This is a genomic window from Pseudomonas sp. GXZC (assembly GCF_026967615.1).
In the GTDB taxonomy this organism is placed as follows: domain Bacteria; phylum Pseudomonadota; class Gammaproteobacteria; order Pseudomonadales; family Pseudomonadaceae; genus Aquipseudomonas; species Aquipseudomonas azotoformans_A.
Genome location: NZ_CP114115.1, coordinates 143,608 through 159,200, shown reverse-complemented (window position 1 = coordinate 159,200; position 15,593 = coordinate 143,608). Strand labels below are relative to the sequence as shown.

Here is a 15,593-nt window from a genome sequence, read left to right as displayed (position 1 = left end):
ATTTGCTCAGGGTTTGCTGGTCGGCGCAGGTTGCGTTCGTCCGCTTTCCCAGCCGCCGCCCAGGGCCAGGAACAGGTCGATCTGGCTCATGGCAACCTGGGTGTTGGCGGCGGCCAGTTGCGCGCGCATGCTGGTGTGGGTGCCGGTGGCTTGAAGATCGGCCAGGAATGAAGCGCGGCCGGCCTGGTAGAAGCGGTGTGTTTGGTCGGCGGCTTCTTCCGACGAAGCTTCGGCTTCGGCCAGCGCATCGCGCCGTTGCAGCAACGCGGTGTATTGCGCCAGCCCGGTCTGGGTCTCACGAATGGCGTTGAGCACCACCCCATCGAAGTGCGCCAGGGCACCCTGGGTCGCGGCTTCGGCTTCATGGATACGGGCTCGGGCGCCGTTGGTCGGCACCGTCCAACTGATCAGCGGGCCAAAGCCCCAGCGGTTGGTGGCGGGCTCGCCAAGGTTGTCGAGGATACCCACCGTACCGACCGTGGCGCCGATGCTGATGTCCGGGTACAACGCGCCGGTGGCCACGCCGATCCGCGCCGTAGCAGCGGCCAGTTGGCGCTCAGCCTGTCGCACATCGGGACGGCGCTTGAGCAAGGCGGCGCCATCCCCCACCGGCAACAATTGGGCGATGTGCGGTAACTCGGCGCAGCTGCTGGTGCCGGCGGGCAATTGATCCACCGGCTTGGCCAGCAACATCGACAAGCGAAACAGCCCGGCCTGGCGCGCGGCGTCATAACGCGGCATATCGGCGCGCAACGACTTGAATTGGGTTTGCGAACGGGTGACCTGGGTTTCGTCGCCACGGCCGGCGTCGCGCAGGCGCTGGGTCAGGCGCGTGCCTTCGGCTTGCAGGTCAAGCGAATGCTGGGCGATAGCCTTTTCTTCGTTGGCGGCGCACACCTGGGTGTAGGAACGCACCACGTCGGCGACCAGGGTGATACGCGCGATATCCGCCGCAGCTTGCGCGGCGTCAGCACTGGCCTGGGCGCTTTCGATGCCGCGTTGCAGGGTGCCGAACAGGTCGAACTGATACGAGGTGCTGATACCCACACTGCCGATATTGGCGACCGGCACTTTGTCCGCGAGCAAGAACGCTTCGCCCGACTCCTGCAAACGCTGGGCCTCAGCCTTGGCACCAGCACTCCAACCGCCAGCAGATTCGGCCTGCTGCACCTGGTACCGCGAGCGTTGCAGGTTGGCGGCGGCGACGCGCAGATCCGTGTTGGAGGCCATCGCCTGGCGCACCAGCTCATCCAGGCGCGGGTCCTTGTACAACCGCCACCAATCCGCCGGCACCGGTGCCGACACCACGTTGTTGCCTTCACCGGCGATCGTCCCTTGCAGGTCGCCACGATTGACCGCGGCTTTATCCGGCAGCGAGTAATCCGGGCCCACCGCCTGGCAGGCCGACAGCAACACACCCAGCGCGGCGGTGGCCAACAGCTGCTTCATGGCTGGTCTCCGTCTTTGACCTTATCGCCGATGATCGAGACGGTGGCCGTTCGCCCGGCGATCATGCGGAAGTCCGCCGGCACATCATCGAAGGCAATGCGCACCGGAATCCGCTGGGCCAGGCGTACCCAGCTGAACGCCGGGTTGACGTTGGGCAGCAGGTTGGAGCCGCTGCTGCGGTCGCGGTCTTCGATACCGGCAACGATGCTTTGCACATGGCCGCGCAGGCGGGCGTTGTCACCAATCACACGGATGTCCACCGCCATGCCGACGTGAATGCCGTCGAGCTTGGTCTCTTCGAAATAACCATCGATATGGAAGGAATTGCTGTCCACCACCGACAACACCGGGCGCCCGGCGGTGACGAACTCCTGGGTACGCGGCGCCCGGTCGTTGACGTAGCCGTCCACGGGGCTGCGGATCACCGAGCGGTCGAGGTTGAGCTGGGCGGAATCCACCGTCACCTGGGCTTCGGCCAGGGCCGATTGGGCACGGGCTACGCGGGACTGGCTTTCTTCCAGTTGCTCGCTGGGCACCAGGTTGCCGAGACCGCGGTTACGTTTGTACTCGCGCTGGGCCTGGGCCAGGGTTTCCTGGCGGTCGGCCACGGCGGCCTGGGCTTGGCGCAACGCCAGCTTGAAGCGGTCCTGGTCGACAGCAAAGAGCACTTGGCCCTTGGTCACCAACTGGTTGTCGCGCACGTCCACGCGCTGGATCAGCCCGGACACGTCCGGCGCGATCTGCACGATGTCGGCACGGATGTGGCCGTCACGGGTCCAGGGGGCAAACATGTAGTACATGACCATGCGCCACACCACGACGACCGCAAACGTCACGATCAACAGCGTGAGGACTACACGGCCGATGGTCAAAAAAGGTTTTTTCATGTCATCAGGTATCGACTGAGTGAGTCCACCGCGCCCAGCAACAGCGCGTAGAGCCCCACATTGAATAATGCCCGGTGCCAGACCAGGCGATAGAAGTGGAGACGGGTCAACAACCCGTGCACCACCAGGAACAACACGTACGTAATGCCCATCAGCACCAGCAGCGTGGGCAGGAACACCCCGCTGATATCCAGATCACCGATCATAAAGGCGCTCCATCAGGCAGCGGCGCTTCCATCTCGGTGCCGCCAATAAATTCCACGCCCGGCAGCAGCGACAGGCGCAAGCCCGCCAGCGCATGCAAAAGATGCAGGCGGGTGTCGTCTTCGTCTTGCAGGCCCTGGCCGTTGAGGGCGCGGCGCGTGCGGTCCAGGGTCATCAGCAGACCGCTCGGCGCGGGCAAGCGTTCACCGGCCTTTAGGCACGCTTTGAAGTAACCGCCCACACCTTCGACGACTTGGTTGAGCAGCACCCGTGGCACGCCGAGAATGCGCGGCGAATAGGCGAGCAGATCAAGCAGGTTCAGCGCCACGCGCAAATCGCGCAGGGCGGTGCCGGTGTCCTGGTTGATCAGGGCCAGGCGCGGCAGGTGCTGCATCAGGCGGTCAAGCATCTGCGCGGCCATGTGCCGGTGTTCGGCCAGGGTCGCAGGCTCGGTGAGGCTGACGATGTCGCGCCAGCTGAAACGCGTCAGGCGCTTGGCCGCCAGCTCGGCGCCGAAGGGCCGCGCGATCAGTGTCCACACAAAGGCGAACAGCAAACCCACCGGCCCCGCCAGGTTGACGTTGGCAAAGTTGAGAAAGTCGGCGTCATAGGCGCCCTGGATGCTGATGAACGACGAGGTGTTCACCAACGTCAGCAACATGCCCAGGTAAAAACGCGGCTGCACGGTGAGCGTGCCGATGCAGATAAACGGCACGGCGAACGCTAGCACCAGCATCGGAAAATCATGCAGGTTGGGCAGCACCAAAAACAGGTAGAGACTGGCGAACAGCACCGACATGGCGGTCCAGAAAAAGAACCGGTAGATCTGCGGCGCCGGGTCGTCCATCGAGGCAAAGAAGCTGCAGGCGACGGCGGCCAGGATCACGGCGCTGCCGCCGTCGGTCCAACCGAGCAGGATCCACAGCACCGAGGCAACGATAATCGCGGTGACCGTCGAAAACGCCGAGTAGAACATCAGCCCACGGTCGAGGAACGGCGTGAGCCGGCCCAGGCGCCAATGGCGGTACACAGCACGCCAGGTGTCCTGGCTCTCGCACTGGATGGCGGCTTGCAGGCTGCGGCAGTCTTGCCACAGGTCGATCCACTCTGCGAGGCGGTAGAGCGCGTTGGAGAACAGCAACGTGTGCCGGTCGTCCAGCGCTTCTCCCTGGGGTTGAGCGGCGTCGACCTTGTCACGCAGCACGCGCCAGCGTTCCAGGGGCGCTTGCTCGGTAGTGCTCTCCAGCCAGGCGTTGGCTTCTTCCAACAAAGGCTTGAGCTGATCAAGAAACTCCGGTGCGCGATGCTCGATGGCGTAAACGGCATCATCCAGCGCATCGATGACGGGCAACAGGTGGATCATGCGCCCGCGCAGTTCCTTGGTGTTGCGCACCGTCTGCGGCCGGGCGCCTTCGTGGGGCAACTGGCCGATCATCAATTCGAGGGTGTTGAAGGTAGTGACCATGCCGCCGCGTAGGGTGCTGATTTCTTCAGGCTCAACGTTGCGCGTCAGAAAACGTTGGCTATAGACCTGAGCGTCGGCAAACCACTTGGCCACCGAGCCATCGAACACCGGCATCAGGCGGCGCGGCCAGAACATCGCGCCGACCACCGCTGCCACTGCGATACCCAGGAAGATTTCTTCGGTGCGCGCCTCGGCCACATCCCACACCGCCAGCGGGTTATCCACCACCGGCAAGGCGATCAGCGGCAAGGTGTAGCCGGCCAGCATCAGCGCGTAGTTGTTGGCGGTGCGCAGGTGCATGGACAGAAACAACAACGTGCCGGTCCACAAGGCAATCACGACCACCAGCAGGTAGGGTGATTGCACGAACATCGGCACAAAAATCACCGCCGCCGCCGCGCCCATGAACGTGCCGATGGCGCGGTATAACGCCTTGGAACTGGTTGGGCCGACAAACGGGCTGGAAACGATATACACCGTGACCATCGCCCAGTACGGACGCGGCATTTGCATGAGCATGGCGATGTACAACGCGATCATCGAGGCTGCAAAGGTGCGCACCCCGTAGAACCAATCACGGGCGGGCGGGAAACCGGTAAAAAATCCGTTCAAAGCGACGCCGCCTCGAAGGCGCGCAGCACTCGCAGCGCGGCTTCCATATCGCTGTGGGGAATGTCGGCCAGCACTTCCTTACGCAGGCGCACCAGCTGCACTTCCACCGCTTGCACCAGCTCGCGGCCACGCTCGGTCAGGCTCAAGGCCTTGGCGCGACGGTCATGCACGTCTTCGGTGCGGCACACATAACCGTCGGTGCACAGGCGGTCGAGCAGGCGCACCAGCGACGGGCTTTCCATCCCCGACGCCTGGGCGACCTTGACCTGATGCACACCATCGCCCAAGCGGCCGATCATCAACAACGGCACGGCGCAGGCTTCGGAGATGCCATAGCTCACCAGCGTGGTCTGGCAGATTTTGCGCCAGTTACGGGCGCCCACCACCATGCTGCTGCTGAGGTTCATCTGGAGTTGTTCGAGGGATTGAGGCACTGGATAGTTCGCATACAGTTAGTTTGCTAACTATCAATATGGTGGATGGATCCAAATGCGTCAAGTTTTGAAACAATTTAGCGGATGGGTGGTGAGGGGTTGGGGTAAGTAAAGCGGGTTTGGGCGCGGGTGCCGGATTTTGATGAGAAGCGACGAGGGTGCAATCGGCCGAATTGCTCTAAACCGTTAGTCGCCTCCTGCCTGACCTCACTTCTATTGGTAATTACGATGTATATACTTTGTACATACCATTTCGAGACCTCAACTGTGACCAAATTAGCCGTCTTCACTATGAAACTGGAATCAGAGTTGCGCGACCAATTCATGGCAGAGTGCGAAGCCTCGCATCGCCCGGCGTCGCAAATCGTGCGGGAAATGATGCGTCAGTTTGTGCAGTCTCAACAGGAGACACGGGAATATGACGAATTCTTACAACGCAAAGTAGATGCCTCGCGCGCGTCCATTCGGGCAGGCCGAGAGATTTCCAACGAAGACCTGGAGGCCGAATTTGCAGCGAGGCGCGCTCAAGTAGATAACCTGGAATGAGGGTTACCTGGACGCCCGAGGCCGGGTAGGATCGTCGAGAAATCTGGGATTTTCTATTCGATAAAAACCCGCAGGCCGCTGCCGACATGGACCGGCGTTTTAGCATCGCAGCAGCTGGCTTGGCCCAAAACCCGGAAATTGGCCCCTCAGGTCGAATCTCTGGAACGCGCGAGGTCATTCCCCATCCGAGTTACCGGCTCGTTTACCAACTTGAGCCAAACGTGGTGAGGATTGTGGCTCTGGTGCATACCGCTCGCCAGTGGCCTCCAGAAAGTGGCGTACCCCATTGATGCCTCAAGCGAACGGAGGCTGAGCACTTTCATCCTCGTTTACCCGTCCCGCCTCCTCCTCGATAAACTGAAACACCTCCTCCGCCACGCTGTACTGAAACTGCTTGCGCCGATGTTTCGAAACCTTGCCCTCGTTGTCCAGGCACATCATCACCAGCTTCGACAGATCACTGCCGCGCACGTCATAACGCTGGTTCACGGCCTTGATCACGCGGTCGTAGCGGTCGAGGAATTCGGTTTCTTCACGCAGTTCCACTTCCAATGCGCGTCGAGCCATTTGCAGGGTGAATTCGACACAGCGGGTGGCGTCCCAGTAGCGGTAAATCGACGGGTGGCCGATGAACTCGAAGGCCATTTCATCGCCATCCAGCCAAGTCACGCTCCAGAATTCCCGCGTGGGTTGGGAGAACGCCTTGAGCGCCTCCAGATAGCCCGCCTCTTCGTGCTTCATCGCAACGGAAACAGGCAACAACAGCCCGTTCTCCAGCGCGCCGTAGTGGCAGAGTGTTTGGTGGATCAGGAAGCGAGACAGGCGCCCATTACCGTCCATGAACGGATGCAGGAACACAAAGCCGAAAGCCGTGACGGCAGCCGCCACCAATGGATCAACCTCTCTCACAGGCTGGTTGGCGAACGCCATCAATTCTTCCATCAGGTCCTGACAGAGTGCCGGAGCAGGCGGCACATAGCTGACACCCGCTGCACCACGCAGGCCGTTGTGCAGGTGGTTTTGTTCATGGCGGAATGCGACGGCTTTGTCGAACGGATTGGAAACGGTGCTGTTTTGCAGCTCGACCAAGTAGTCCTCGGTCAGCAGGCGCCCTTCGTGAGCCTGGCGCAAAAGTTGGACGAATCGACGGGACTTTTCTTCGCTGGGTTGTTCTTTTTCGATGGCGAACGAATCGCGGGTTTCGTGGAGATAGGCCCACTGGATCGCGCGGTCCATCATTTCGGGTGGGAGCGTGGCCATGAAGGATTTGGCGCGACCCAAGATGTCGAGACTCAGTAGAGCGTCAATTTCAGGTGTACGCTCGACCGTCGCACAATACGACAGGGAACCCAGGCCATTGAAGTCGATACGCCATCGGGAGTTTCGCGTCGAAGGTCCTGTCACGTAGCGCTGCGGGTCAAACAACGGAGCAACACGACTGTTGATCGCCTTGCTGTAATCCAGGCGTTGGAGGGTCAGCCCCTCCCAGAGGTAGCAGACTTTTCGGATGAACACGCCGTTGGGGGCTTTTTCAAGCTCTCGCAGCAATTGGTCTGCTGTAACGACTTCAAGCGCCTGAGCCAGGATGCCAAGATTGATGCCTTCGTGCTTTAGGGCAAAAAGAATATGGTCGAGTACTGAGTCCGCGGAAGGCGCAACGGCGTGAGGAACCGCCAGGCAACCGCCGATCATCGAGAGGCGGGTGACTGGCTTTATCATCGCGATACGGCCAGGCGCAATAGCTTTCAATCCGAGGGATTGGTGCAGATGGGCATAACCAACCAGAGACATCGCGCAACCTCAGAAAAAGTTCACTCACGCGATTAAAGCCTAGTTTTTTTCAACCCTCATCAGATTTTTTCAAGTTTTGCCATTTTTACTAAGTTTTTTACACGCCCCGCCCACCCCGCAACATCAAATTCAACTCATCCACCACCTCAGCCCAATCCGCATCCTCCAGAATCTCCTCGCGTAAAAACGCCTTCTGGCTGTCCGTCCAGAAAAACGCATCCGCCAGTTTCAGCTCCGGCTTGAGCGGCGAATGCACCGCCACAAATTTCTCGATACTCACCGGGTCATCCGGCAAACCCAGCTGTTTGAACAGTGACGGCAAGCTATGCACGGGCGATTCCATGGCGGGCTCCTGATAGAAAAGTGTCAACCCAGTCTAGCGGCAGCCCTCGGGTTGTGCCGACGGTACGTTGCACAGCACGAACAACCGCGCCCGCGCGCCGCCGCCATCCTGGCGACTGAGTTCGCGCCAGCCTTCGGGCAGCGGGGCGAAGTCGTCGGGGGCTTCGTTGCTGCTGATCAGCCAGACGCGATGGGTCTCGGCGGGCAGTGCCGACAGGCGGTCGAGGTAGATGCGCCCGCCGTCCTGGTCCACCAACGTGCCAAAGCCATAGGCATTCGGCCGGGTGGGCGTGCCGTCGGGTTTGGGCGGGGTGTAGAGCTGCAACTGGGCGTCGGTCTGGTCGTAATACACGTAGCTGAGGTACCACATCATGTCGCTGAGGACGATGCGGTCGTCTTCCTGGTAATTGCGGTTGACGAACTCCACCGGCACGTTGAATTGGTCGTGCTCATCCACGGTGAAATTGTTTTTCAACCCCACCAGTTCCACGCCGACAAACAGCACGAACAGCGCCGCCCCCAGCAGTGAAAACCGCGATGGCAGACGATCGATGGCCATCGCCAGAAGGATCGGCAAACCCAGGGCATACACCGTCAGGTAACGTTCGATAAACACCGGGGAAATAAATGACACCCCGTAGACCAACAGCAGTGGCAACAGGAAAAACAGCGCCAACAGGCTGGCCGGCCGATAGCGCTCACGGTCACGCCAAGCGGTGGCAAACACGACAGCCACCAGTAACAACGGGAACAGCCAGAACAGCGGCGACCAGAAACCGACACCTTCGTCTTGAAGCACAAACTGCCACATCATCGACGGCAGGGAGAACAGGCTGACCGGCTCTTCCCAGCCAATATCACCGCCCACCTTGAGCTGTTCGACATGCTGCACCAGGTCCAGCAGGTTCGGCAGCCACGGCAGGTACAGCAACACAATCGCGGCGTTGGCCACCCACCAGGCCGGGCGTGTGATAAGCCGCTGGTCACGCGGCATCGTGCCAGCCAGCACACCCAGATAGGCCCAGTGCACCAACACGCACAGTGCAGTGAAATAATGGGTGTAGAAACCGGCCGTCATCAAGACGACATACGCCGCCAGATACCGCGTGCGCTCGGGTTGGCGCACCCAGTACACCAGCGCCAGCGTGGCGCCCAGCAGCCACACGCCCAGCAGCGAATACATGCGCACTTCCTGGCTGTAGCGCACCGCCGTCGGCAACAGCGCCAGCAGGATCCCCGCCAGCACCGCCGCACGGCGGGTGGACAGTTGCCGCGTGAGCCAGATGCCCAGACCCACGGCCACCACGCCGGGAATGGCACTCATGCCGCGAATCGACCAGATGCTGTCGCCGAACAGTTCGATCCAGCCGCGCAGCAGCAAAAAATACAGCGGCGGGTGCACATCATGCGCCGCATGGAACCACAGGTCGCCCAAGGCGTATTCGCTGAGCAGCAGGCTAGAGCCCTCGTCGCCCCAAATCGCCGCCGACGTCAGATTGTAAAACCGCAGGGCCATGGCCAGCGCCAGGATCGGCACCCACCAGAGACGACTGATCCAGCCGGCACCTTCCCAACTGAGGCGACTGAGTGCGGGTAACGTCCCGACCTTTTCGTTTTGCTCAACCACAGACCGACGCACCTCGATTCCCCTGATTGCCCAAGTGCAAACACCGCCACTCTAGGACAAAAGATCCAGGCTGGCTGCTGGAATCAGACAAATCAGCAATTTGTGCAGGGCTTCTCCGAAGCAACCGTAGGAACACGCTATTATTGCCCCCCTCCAAGGACTCAGGATCAAGGACACGACATGCGCATCGGTTTTCTGTCACCTCTGGCACTGGCACTGCTTGCCGGCATCACCCAACAGGCCCAGGCCAGCTCTGACGACTCGTGTTACCCCGATTGGCGCGTCTCGCGTGACAGCCTCGATTCCTGCAGTAACCTGCCCTTCCTGAGCCCCGGCAACGACAGTCGCGTCAACCTGCGCCTGCTGCTGGCGGACAAAAAGGCCGAACCGCTCACGCCCAACGCCCTGAGCGAAGACGATCTGTCCCAAGGCTTCGGCCTGGTGCCCTTCCCGGTCTATCGCCTGGCGCCTATTCCCGCGACAAACGATGAGCCCGACAACAAGCCGGACGACTCGCGCACCGCCGAACTCGACGCCCTGCTCAAGCCCCTGGGCATCCAGCGCGACGAGTACAAGACCGCAGGCGAAGCGTTCCTGACCGGCGAGGGCAGCCGTTGCCGCAGCAACGATGATGACAGCGCCACGGCCTTCATCAGCCAGGTGATCAAGGCCGACATGCCGGCAGCCGAGCGTGATTTGCTGGTAAAGGCGCGCTTGCAACTGCTCACGGCCTGTTCGTGGGAAGGCCAGGTGGTGGACGCCCAGCAGATCCAGTCCCACGACGGCCAACTGTTCCGTACCTACCTGCAAGCCGCCGCCGACTTCTACAGCGGCCGCTTCGGTGACGCTGAGCGCGGTTTTGCCGCCGCCAGCACCAGCCAGGTGCCTTGGCTGAAGGAAACCGCGCTGTACATGACCGCACGTACCTCCTTGAACCAGGCCCAGGCTGAAGCCTTTGACGAGTACGGCATGCCGCAGCTTGAGCATGTGGATAAGTCCGCCCTGAGTGATGCCGAAGAAGGCTTCCTCGGTTACCTGAAAACTTATCCACAGGGCGACTACCTGGCCTCCGCCCGTGGCCTGTTGCGTCGCGTCTACTGGTTGGCCGGTGACAACACCAAACTCGCCGAAGCCTTCGGCTGGGCGATGACCGAAGCGACTGACGCGCAGCGCAATGTGTCGCTGGATGATCTGGTGGAGGAAGCCGACCTCAAGCTGTTGATGGTCAATAGCGAGACCGTCACCACGCCGATGATCCAGTTTGTCAGTGACCTGATGGTGATGCGCGGTGGCAACCAGCCCGCCCTCTCTCGCGCCGACCTGGAAAAGCAGAAAACGGCGTTCGCTGGCGCGCCGCAGCTGTATGACTACTTGCTCGCGGTGTCTGCGCTGTATACCGAGCATCAGCCGGACGCCGCGCTGAAACAATTGCCCCAGAGCGTTCCGTCGAGCCTGAATTACTTCGCCTTCAGCCAGCAGACCCTGCGCGCCCTGGCCCTGGAAGCCAAGCAAGACTGGAAAGGCGCCGAAGCGCTCTGGCTGCAACTGCTGCCACTGGCAAAACTGCCGTTGCAACGCGACCAGCTTGAGCTGGCGTTGGCCCTGAACTACGAGCGTAGCGGCCAGTTGGCCAAGGTGTTTGCCGCCGATTCACCGATCAGCGCCAAACCGGTGCGCTACATCCTGCTGCGCAACGTCGCCGGTCCTGAATTGCTGCGCCAGCAGATCGCCGGGGCCAGCGACCCGCTGGAGCGCCAGACCGCGCAATTCGTGTTGCTCTACAAAGACCTGCTGCGCGGCCAGTACGCCACCTTCGCCGACGACCTCAAGCAACTGCCAGCCGCTGCCCCGGACGACAAACTGGGCACCAGCCTGGGTTATGTCTACAGCGCCAGCCAGACCTTGAAACTGTTCCAGTGGAACGGTGACAAAGCCGAGTCCGGCTACGCCTGCCCGAGTATTACGCAAATCGCCGCGACCTTGCAGGCCGATGCCAAGAACCCACAGGGCCTGAACTGCCTGGGTGAGTTCATCCTGCGTAACGGCCTGGACGGCATGCCGCTGGAGCAGGCACGCGCCGCCGGCAGCCTGGGCAGCAGCGCATCGGACTTCAAGGGTGAAACCTTCTCGCGCCTGGACGGCTACAAACAGGTGATCGGCAACGCCAAGGCCCCCAAGAACGACAAGGCCTACGCCCTGTTCCGCGCCATCAACTGCTACGGACCTTCGGGCTACAACAGTTGCGGCGGCGTCGACGTGCAGCCGGCCGTGCGCAAAGCCTGGTTCCGCCAGCTGAAAACCAGCTACGCCGACACCCAGTGGGGCAAATCGCTGCAGTACTACTGGTGAAGCACCTGTGGCTCAGCTTGCTGTTGCTAGGCTCGGCCTTCGGCGCCGTCGACGCCCGCGACTATGACGCCTTCTGGCTGTGGAGCGGCGTCGCGCCACAGCCGGTGCTCAAGCAGGCGAAAACCCTGTACATCCTCCAGGGCCAGATCAACTCCACGCGCCGCGCGCCAGGGCGCGGCGTGCAGATGATCGCCCAAGGCATCAGCGTGCCGCGCCTGACCCAGGGCGACATCTGGATTGTCTATCGCGCCCACACCCTGCACTGGCCCGAACAGGTCTACACCCAACTGCTTGGCCAGGTACAACGCTGGCGCGACGCAGGCAATCCAGTGGTCGGCATTCAGATCGACTTCGACGCCCGCACCCAGTACCTGCACGAATACGCCGACTTCCTGCGCGGCCTGCGCCAGCGCCTGCCCGCCGACCTGCGCCTGAGCATCACCGGCCTGATGGACTGGAGCAGCAATGCCGACCCCACCGCCATCGCCCAGCTCAAGGGCGTGGTGGATGAAGTGGTGGTGCAGACGTACCAGGGGCGCCACAGCATCCCCGATTACGCGGCGTATTTGCCACGGATGAACCGGTTGGGGTTGCCGTTCAAGATCGGCTTGATTCAAGGCGGGACGTGGGAGGAACCGAAGTATTTGCAAACGAGCGAGTGGTTTCGAGGGTATGTGGTGTTTTTACAAAACCCTTGAAACGCCGTTCCCTTATCCGGCGCCCCAGACTGTCACAAGCAACCCCCATCCCAGTAGCCCGACACCTACTCCCAGCCATTCGGCGCGTGTCAGGCGTGCGTTTCCCTCTCCCTCGGGATCCTGCTCCAAGTGATTGATCGCGCACTGCAGTTGCAACGCCAACGCCACCTGCAACACGGCGATGCAGGCAACGACAGCCAGTGCGGCAAACGGTGACAACAGCCACAGCACGGTGAACGGCAAGCACCCTCCCAGAAAGATCGCCGCCGCCAGGCAGCGAGGCCACCAGTAAAAGGCCGACTCGCCCTGCTCCAGTTCTCGCATCACGCTGAGGATCAGCGAACAGAAGTAGCACGCCGGAAACATCACGCGAACCCAGGGCCATAGCGTCTTGCCGCTGGCTTGCTGGTACAGTGCCCATTGCTGGTAGAGCCAGTAGGCGAAGTAGCCGCCCAGGGTCAGCAGCACCAAGACGAGGAGTTTGCGCGGGGCGACCACCAGGAATACCGGTTCGCGAACCGGCATCCAGCTCAGGCGGGAACGTGGTGTGGCATAGGGATCTTCAGCGACAGACATAGGCCGTATCTCGCGAGGGTGGCCAGCCAAAAGCTAACGCTCGCGAGACGTTTAAAGTTCACACCCGACTCAATCAGGACGTGTCCTACAACCGACTGCCTACCAGTCGTAGGTCAGGCTCGACACCACCGTACGCCCTTCGCCGTAGTAGCAATCCAGGTCACTGGTGCACTGCGACACATAGGTCTTGTTGGTGAGGTTCTGCACGTTCATCGCCAATTTCACGCCCTTGAGTTTCAGCGGCGAGCGGCTCAGGTCGTAGCTCAGGCTGGCGTCGTAGACGCTGTAGGAGGGCACAGTAAAGGCACCTTCGTAGTAATCACCCAGGCTCTGGCGGGCGTAGCGCACACCCAGGCCTGCGCCGAGGCCGGCCAGCGGGGTGTCGCCGAGTACGCTGTAGTTGATCCACATCGACGCGGTCAGCGGTGAGATACCGGCGGGATGGCGACCCTCGCGGCCGTCGTTGTCCTTGGTGTATTTGATGTCGTTGCGCGAAGCCGACGCGACGATGTCCCAGGCATCGCTGAGGACGGCCTTGGCTTCCACTTCCACGCCGCGTGAACGCATGGCACCGCTTTGGGTGCTGAAGGTGGTGTCGACCGGGTTGGTGGTGAGCACGTTTTCCTGGTCCAGCTGATAGGCCGAGACCTGCACGAAACTCTTCTGCCCAGGCGGTTGGTACTTCACACCGACTTCGTATTGGTTGCCGGTAGACGGCTCGAAGGGCTTCTGGTTGGCGTCAGTGCCGGCCAGTGGCAGGAAGGATTCCGTGTAGCTGACAAACGGCGCCAGGCCGTTATCGAACAGGTACACCAGGCCCGCACGGCCCGTGAATGCCTGGTCTTTGCTGGCGAAGCGAGTGTCGGTCAGGGGTTCTTTGTTCACCACATTTGCCCAGTCGTAGCGCCCACCCAGTACCAATGCCCATTTATCCCACTTGATCTGATCCTGTACGTACAGGCCGGTCTGGGTGATGGTGCGGTCCCAGCGGTACGGTTGGCCGAAATTCAGGCGCTGGCCGTAGACCGGCTTGAACAGGTCGATGATCGGCGGGTTGCGGTCGTACAAGCCGTGGAACTGCGAGTTGGAATGGTAGTAGTCCAGGCCGAAGATCATCGTGTGAGAGAAGGCACCGGTATCAAATTCCGCCTGGGCGATGCTGTCCACGCCAAACACTTTGTTGTTCTGCGCCCAGTCCACACCGAAGCGTTGCAGGTAGCGTTGATCCTGTACGCCCGTGGCCGGGTTGGCGACGAAACGGTAGCCGTGCAACGGCGCGGTGTAGCGGTCGTCGACCTCGGCATAACGTGCGTTTTGCTTGAGGGTCCACGTGTCATTCAGGCGATGGGAAATCTCGTAACCCAGCGCGTATTGCTCGCGGTTGTACTGGTTGACGCCGGGCTCGCCGATGAACAGGTCGCGCTTGATCTTGCCGTTGGGGTTGGCCCACAACGTGCCGGATGCCGGTAACCCTTGGGCTTCGGGCACGCCTTTGTCTTTCTGGTACTGCGCGAACACCGTCACGCTGGTTTCATCGTTCGGCCGCCAGGAGAGGCTCGGCGCGATGAACTGGCGTTTGTTTTCGACGTAGTTGATTTCGTCCTGGCCGTCATTGGCCAAGCCGGTCAGGCGATACAGAAATTGCCCTTGCTCATCCAGTGGACCGCTCAGGTCGATGGCCGCGCTTTTGTGCTCGTAGGTGCCCGCTTCCAGTACCACTTGGTGGATCGGCGTTTCGCTGGGGCGCTTGCTGACCATGTTGACGATGCCGCCAGGCTGGTTCTGCCCGTACAGCACCGAGGCCGGGCCCTTGAGCACTTCGATGCGCTCTAGGGAATACGGCTCGATCTGCAACGCACCGCCGGTGCTGCCGCCGCCATAAGGCAAGTGCAGACCGTCCAGATAAAGCGGCGTAGGCGAGAAGCCCCGGGACGTCGGTTCATCGAACAGCTTCACCCGGTCGGCGAAACCACCCGCACTCATGCCCGGCGTATAGAGCAACGCCTGGGTGACGCTTTGCGCGCCGCGCGCCTTGATCTCGGCGGCGGTGATCACGTTGATGGTCTGCGGAATTTCCACCAGTGCCGAATCGGTCTTGCTGCCGGACGCACTGCGGGTGGCGACAATCCCGTCCACCGGGCCCCAGGCACTTTCCTGGGCTTGCTGGCCGCTGATCTGGGTGGCGCCCAGTTGCAAAGGTCCGCCATTGGAAACCGCCTGCAACGACCAACCACCCTGGGATTGCATCGCCATTAGGCCGCTGCCCGCCAGCAGCCGCTCCAGACCCGACCCGACGCCATAGCGCCCTTGCAGGCCCGCACTGCGCTTGCCTTCGGTCAGCGTCGCGTCCACCGACAGCAAAATACCCGACGCGCTGGCAAAGCGATTCAGTGCCTGGTCGAGGCTGCCGGCCGGGATGTTGTAGCTGCGCTGCGCCTCGGTACTTTCTTCGGCATGGACCAGCGTCGGCACCATCGGCACCGTCGCGAACAGGCTGACAAATACGCCACGGCGCAGGGCGCGGGCCAAGGGTTGGATTGGGTGGTGCGGCATTGCAGGACTCCCGTGAGATCGCTTCTTGATTGGCTTTCAAGAGGTATCCCGAACGGGACG

14 protein-coding genes are annotated in these 15,593 nt (G+C 61.6%); 4 read left to right on the top strand and 10 right to left on the bottom strand.

Annotated features, from left to right (window positions below; translation table 11 throughout):
- Nucleotides 1-6: 6 nt before the first annotated feature.
- From OZ428_RS00755 to OZ428_RS00735, 5 genes are read right to left on the bottom strand one after another with little or no spacing between them, the layout of a single operon-like run.
- Complete coding sequence (locus OZ428_RS00755; protein ID WP_269132455.1) at nt 7-1,449, bottom strand: efflux transporter outer membrane subunit; 1,443 nt, start codon at nt 1,447-1,449, stop codon at nt 7-9.
- A complete protein-coding gene (locus OZ428_RS00750; protein WP_038842430.1) occupies nt 1,446-2,336 on the bottom strand; it encodes an efflux RND transporter periplasmic adaptor subunit in 891 nt (296 codons plus the stop codon). Before OZ428_RS00750 ends, OZ428_RS00755 begins: the two co-directional genes overlap by 4 nt.
- Nucleotides 2,333-2,542, bottom strand: coding sequence for a DUF1656 domain-containing protein (locus OZ428_RS00745; protein WP_010214247.1), 210 nt, complete (start codon nt 2,540-2,542; stop codon nt 2,333-2,335). The genes OZ428_RS00750 and OZ428_RS00745 overlap by 4 nt, the downstream gene beginning before the upstream one ends.
- Nucleotides 2,539-4,617 carry an FUSC family protein gene (locus tag OZ428_RS00740; RefSeq protein WP_269132454.1) on the bottom strand — a complete coding sequence of 693 codons (2,079 nt, stop codon included), beginning with the start codon at nt 4,615-4,617 and terminating at the stop codon, nt 2,539-2,541. Before OZ428_RS00740 ends, OZ428_RS00745 begins: the two co-directional genes overlap by 4 nt.
- On the bottom strand, nt 4,614-5,024 hold the full coding sequence (locus tag OZ428_RS00735; protein ID WP_033900120.1) for a MarR family winged helix-turn-helix transcriptional regulator: 411 nt from the start codon (nt 5,022-5,024) through the stop codon (nt 4,614-4,616). Before OZ428_RS00735 ends, OZ428_RS00740 begins: the two co-directional genes overlap by 4 nt.
- Nucleotides 5,025-5,318: 294 nt before the next feature.
- Here OZ428_RS00735 and OZ428_RS00730 point away from each other — a divergent pair, with 294 nt between their 5' ends.
- Nucleotides 5,319-5,597 carry a hypothetical protein gene (locus tag OZ428_RS00730; RefSeq protein ID WP_033900182.1) on the top strand — a complete coding sequence of 93 codons (279 nt, stop codon included), beginning with the start codon at nt 5,319-5,321 and terminating at the stop codon, nt 5,595-5,597.
- A gap of 41 nt (nt 5,598-5,638) precedes the next feature.
- Nucleotides 5,639-5,887, top strand: a complete 249-nt coding sequence (locus OZ428_RS00725) for a type II toxin-antitoxin system RelE/ParE family toxin (RefSeq protein ID WP_269134140.1) — start codon at nt 5,639-5,641, stop codon at nt 5,885-5,887.
- 4 nt (nt 5,888-5,891) lie between these two features.
- Here the strand turns inward: OZ428_RS00725 and OZ428_RS00720 are convergent, their stop codons facing one another.
- The 3 genes from OZ428_RS00720 to OZ428_RS00710 all read right to left on the bottom strand — a co-directional run bounded on the left by OZ428_RS00720 (nt 5,892) and on the right by OZ428_RS00710 (nt 9,369).
- A complete protein-coding gene (locus tag OZ428_RS00720; protein WP_269132453.1) occupies nt 5,892-7,388 on the bottom strand; it encodes a Fic family protein in 1,497 nt (498 codons plus the stop codon).
- Nucleotides 7,389-7,485: 97 nt separating this feature from the next.
- Nucleotides 7,486-7,731 carry a DUF2789 domain-containing protein gene (locus OZ428_RS00715; RefSeq protein WP_033900115.1) on the bottom strand — a complete coding sequence of 82 codons (246 nt, stop codon included), beginning with the start codon at nt 7,729-7,731 and terminating at the stop codon, nt 7,486-7,488.
- A 33-nt stretch (nt 7,732-7,764) separates the two neighbouring features.
- A complete protein-coding gene (locus tag OZ428_RS00710) occupies nt 7,765-9,369 on the bottom strand; it encodes a glycosyltransferase family 39 protein (protein ID WP_269132452.1) in 1,605 nt (534 codons plus the stop codon).
- A gap of 168 nt (nt 9,370-9,537) precedes the next feature.
- On the opposite strand from OZ428_RS00710, the gene OZ428_RS00705 reads away from it, so the two are divergent.
- Both OZ428_RS00705 and OZ428_RS00700 read left to right on the top strand, forming a co-directional pair.
- The gene (locus OZ428_RS00705) at nt 9,538-11,706 is read left to right on the top strand and encodes an outer membrane assembly lipoprotein YfiO (RefSeq protein WP_269132451.1); all 2,169 of its coding nucleotides are present in this window, start codon (nt 9,538-9,540) and stop codon (nt 11,704-11,706) included.
- Nucleotides 11,703-12,404 (top strand): DUF3142 domain-containing protein, encoded by a 702-nt coding sequence (locus tag OZ428_RS00700; RefSeq protein WP_133076595.1) that lies wholly within the window; start codon nt 11,703-11,705, stop codon nt 12,402-12,404. The genes OZ428_RS00705 and OZ428_RS00700 overlap by 4 nt, the downstream gene beginning before the upstream one ends.
- A gap of 12 nt (nt 12,405-12,416) precedes the next feature.
- Here the strand turns inward: OZ428_RS00700 and OZ428_RS00695 are convergent, their stop codons facing one another.
- Nucleotides 12,417-12,980, bottom strand: a complete 564-nt coding sequence (locus OZ428_RS00695) for a hypothetical protein (protein WP_133076596.1) — start codon at nt 12,978-12,980, stop codon at nt 12,417-12,419.
- Nucleotides 12,981-13,079: 99 nt separating this feature from the next.
- Nucleotides 13,080-15,533: a TonB-dependent siderophore receptor gene (locus tag OZ428_RS00690; RefSeq protein WP_269132450.1), complete on the bottom strand. Its 2,454-nt coding sequence runs from the start codon at nt 15,531-15,533 to the stop codon at nt 13,080-13,082.
- Between the last annotated feature and the right edge of the window lie 60 nt (nt 15,534-15,593).

Excerpts from the sequence above, each read along its gene's own strand:
- OZ428_RS00755 (WP_269132455.1), bottom strand. The coding sequence starts at position 1,449 with ATGAAGCAGCTGTTGGCCACCGCCGCGCTGGGTGTGTTGCTGTCGGCC.
- OZ428_RS00750 (WP_038842430.1), bottom strand. The coding sequence starts at position 2,336 with ATGAAAAAACCTTTTTTGACCATCGGCCGTGTAGTCCTCACGCTGTTG.
- OZ428_RS00745 (WP_010214247.1), bottom strand. The coding sequence starts at position 2,542 with ATGATCGGTGATCTGGATATCAGCGGGGTGTTCCTGCCCACGCTGCTG.
- OZ428_RS00735 (WP_033900120.1), bottom strand. The coding sequence starts at position 5,024 with ATGAACCTCAGCAGCAGCATGGTGGTGGGCGCCCGTAACTGGCGCAAA.
- OZ428_RS00720 (WP_269132453.1), bottom strand. The coding sequence starts at position 7,388 with ATGTCTCTGGTTGGTTATGCCCATCTGCACCAATCCCTCGGATTGAAA.
- OZ428_RS00715 (WP_033900115.1), bottom strand. The coding sequence starts at position 7,731 with ATGGAATCGCCCGTGCATAGCTTGCCGTCACTGTTCAAACAGCTGGGT.
- OZ428_RS00705 (WP_269132451.1), top strand. The coding sequence starts at position 9,538 with ATGCGCATCGGTTTTCTGTCACCTCTGGCACTGGCACTGCTTGCCGGC.
- OZ428_RS00695 (WP_133076596.1), bottom strand. The coding sequence starts at position 12,980 with ATGTCTGTCGCTGAAGATCCCTATGCCACACCACGTTCCCGCCTGAGC.
- OZ428_RS00690 (WP_269132450.1), bottom strand. The coding sequence starts at position 15,533 with ATGCCGCACCACCCAATCCAACCCTTGGCCCGCGCCCTGCGCCGTGGC.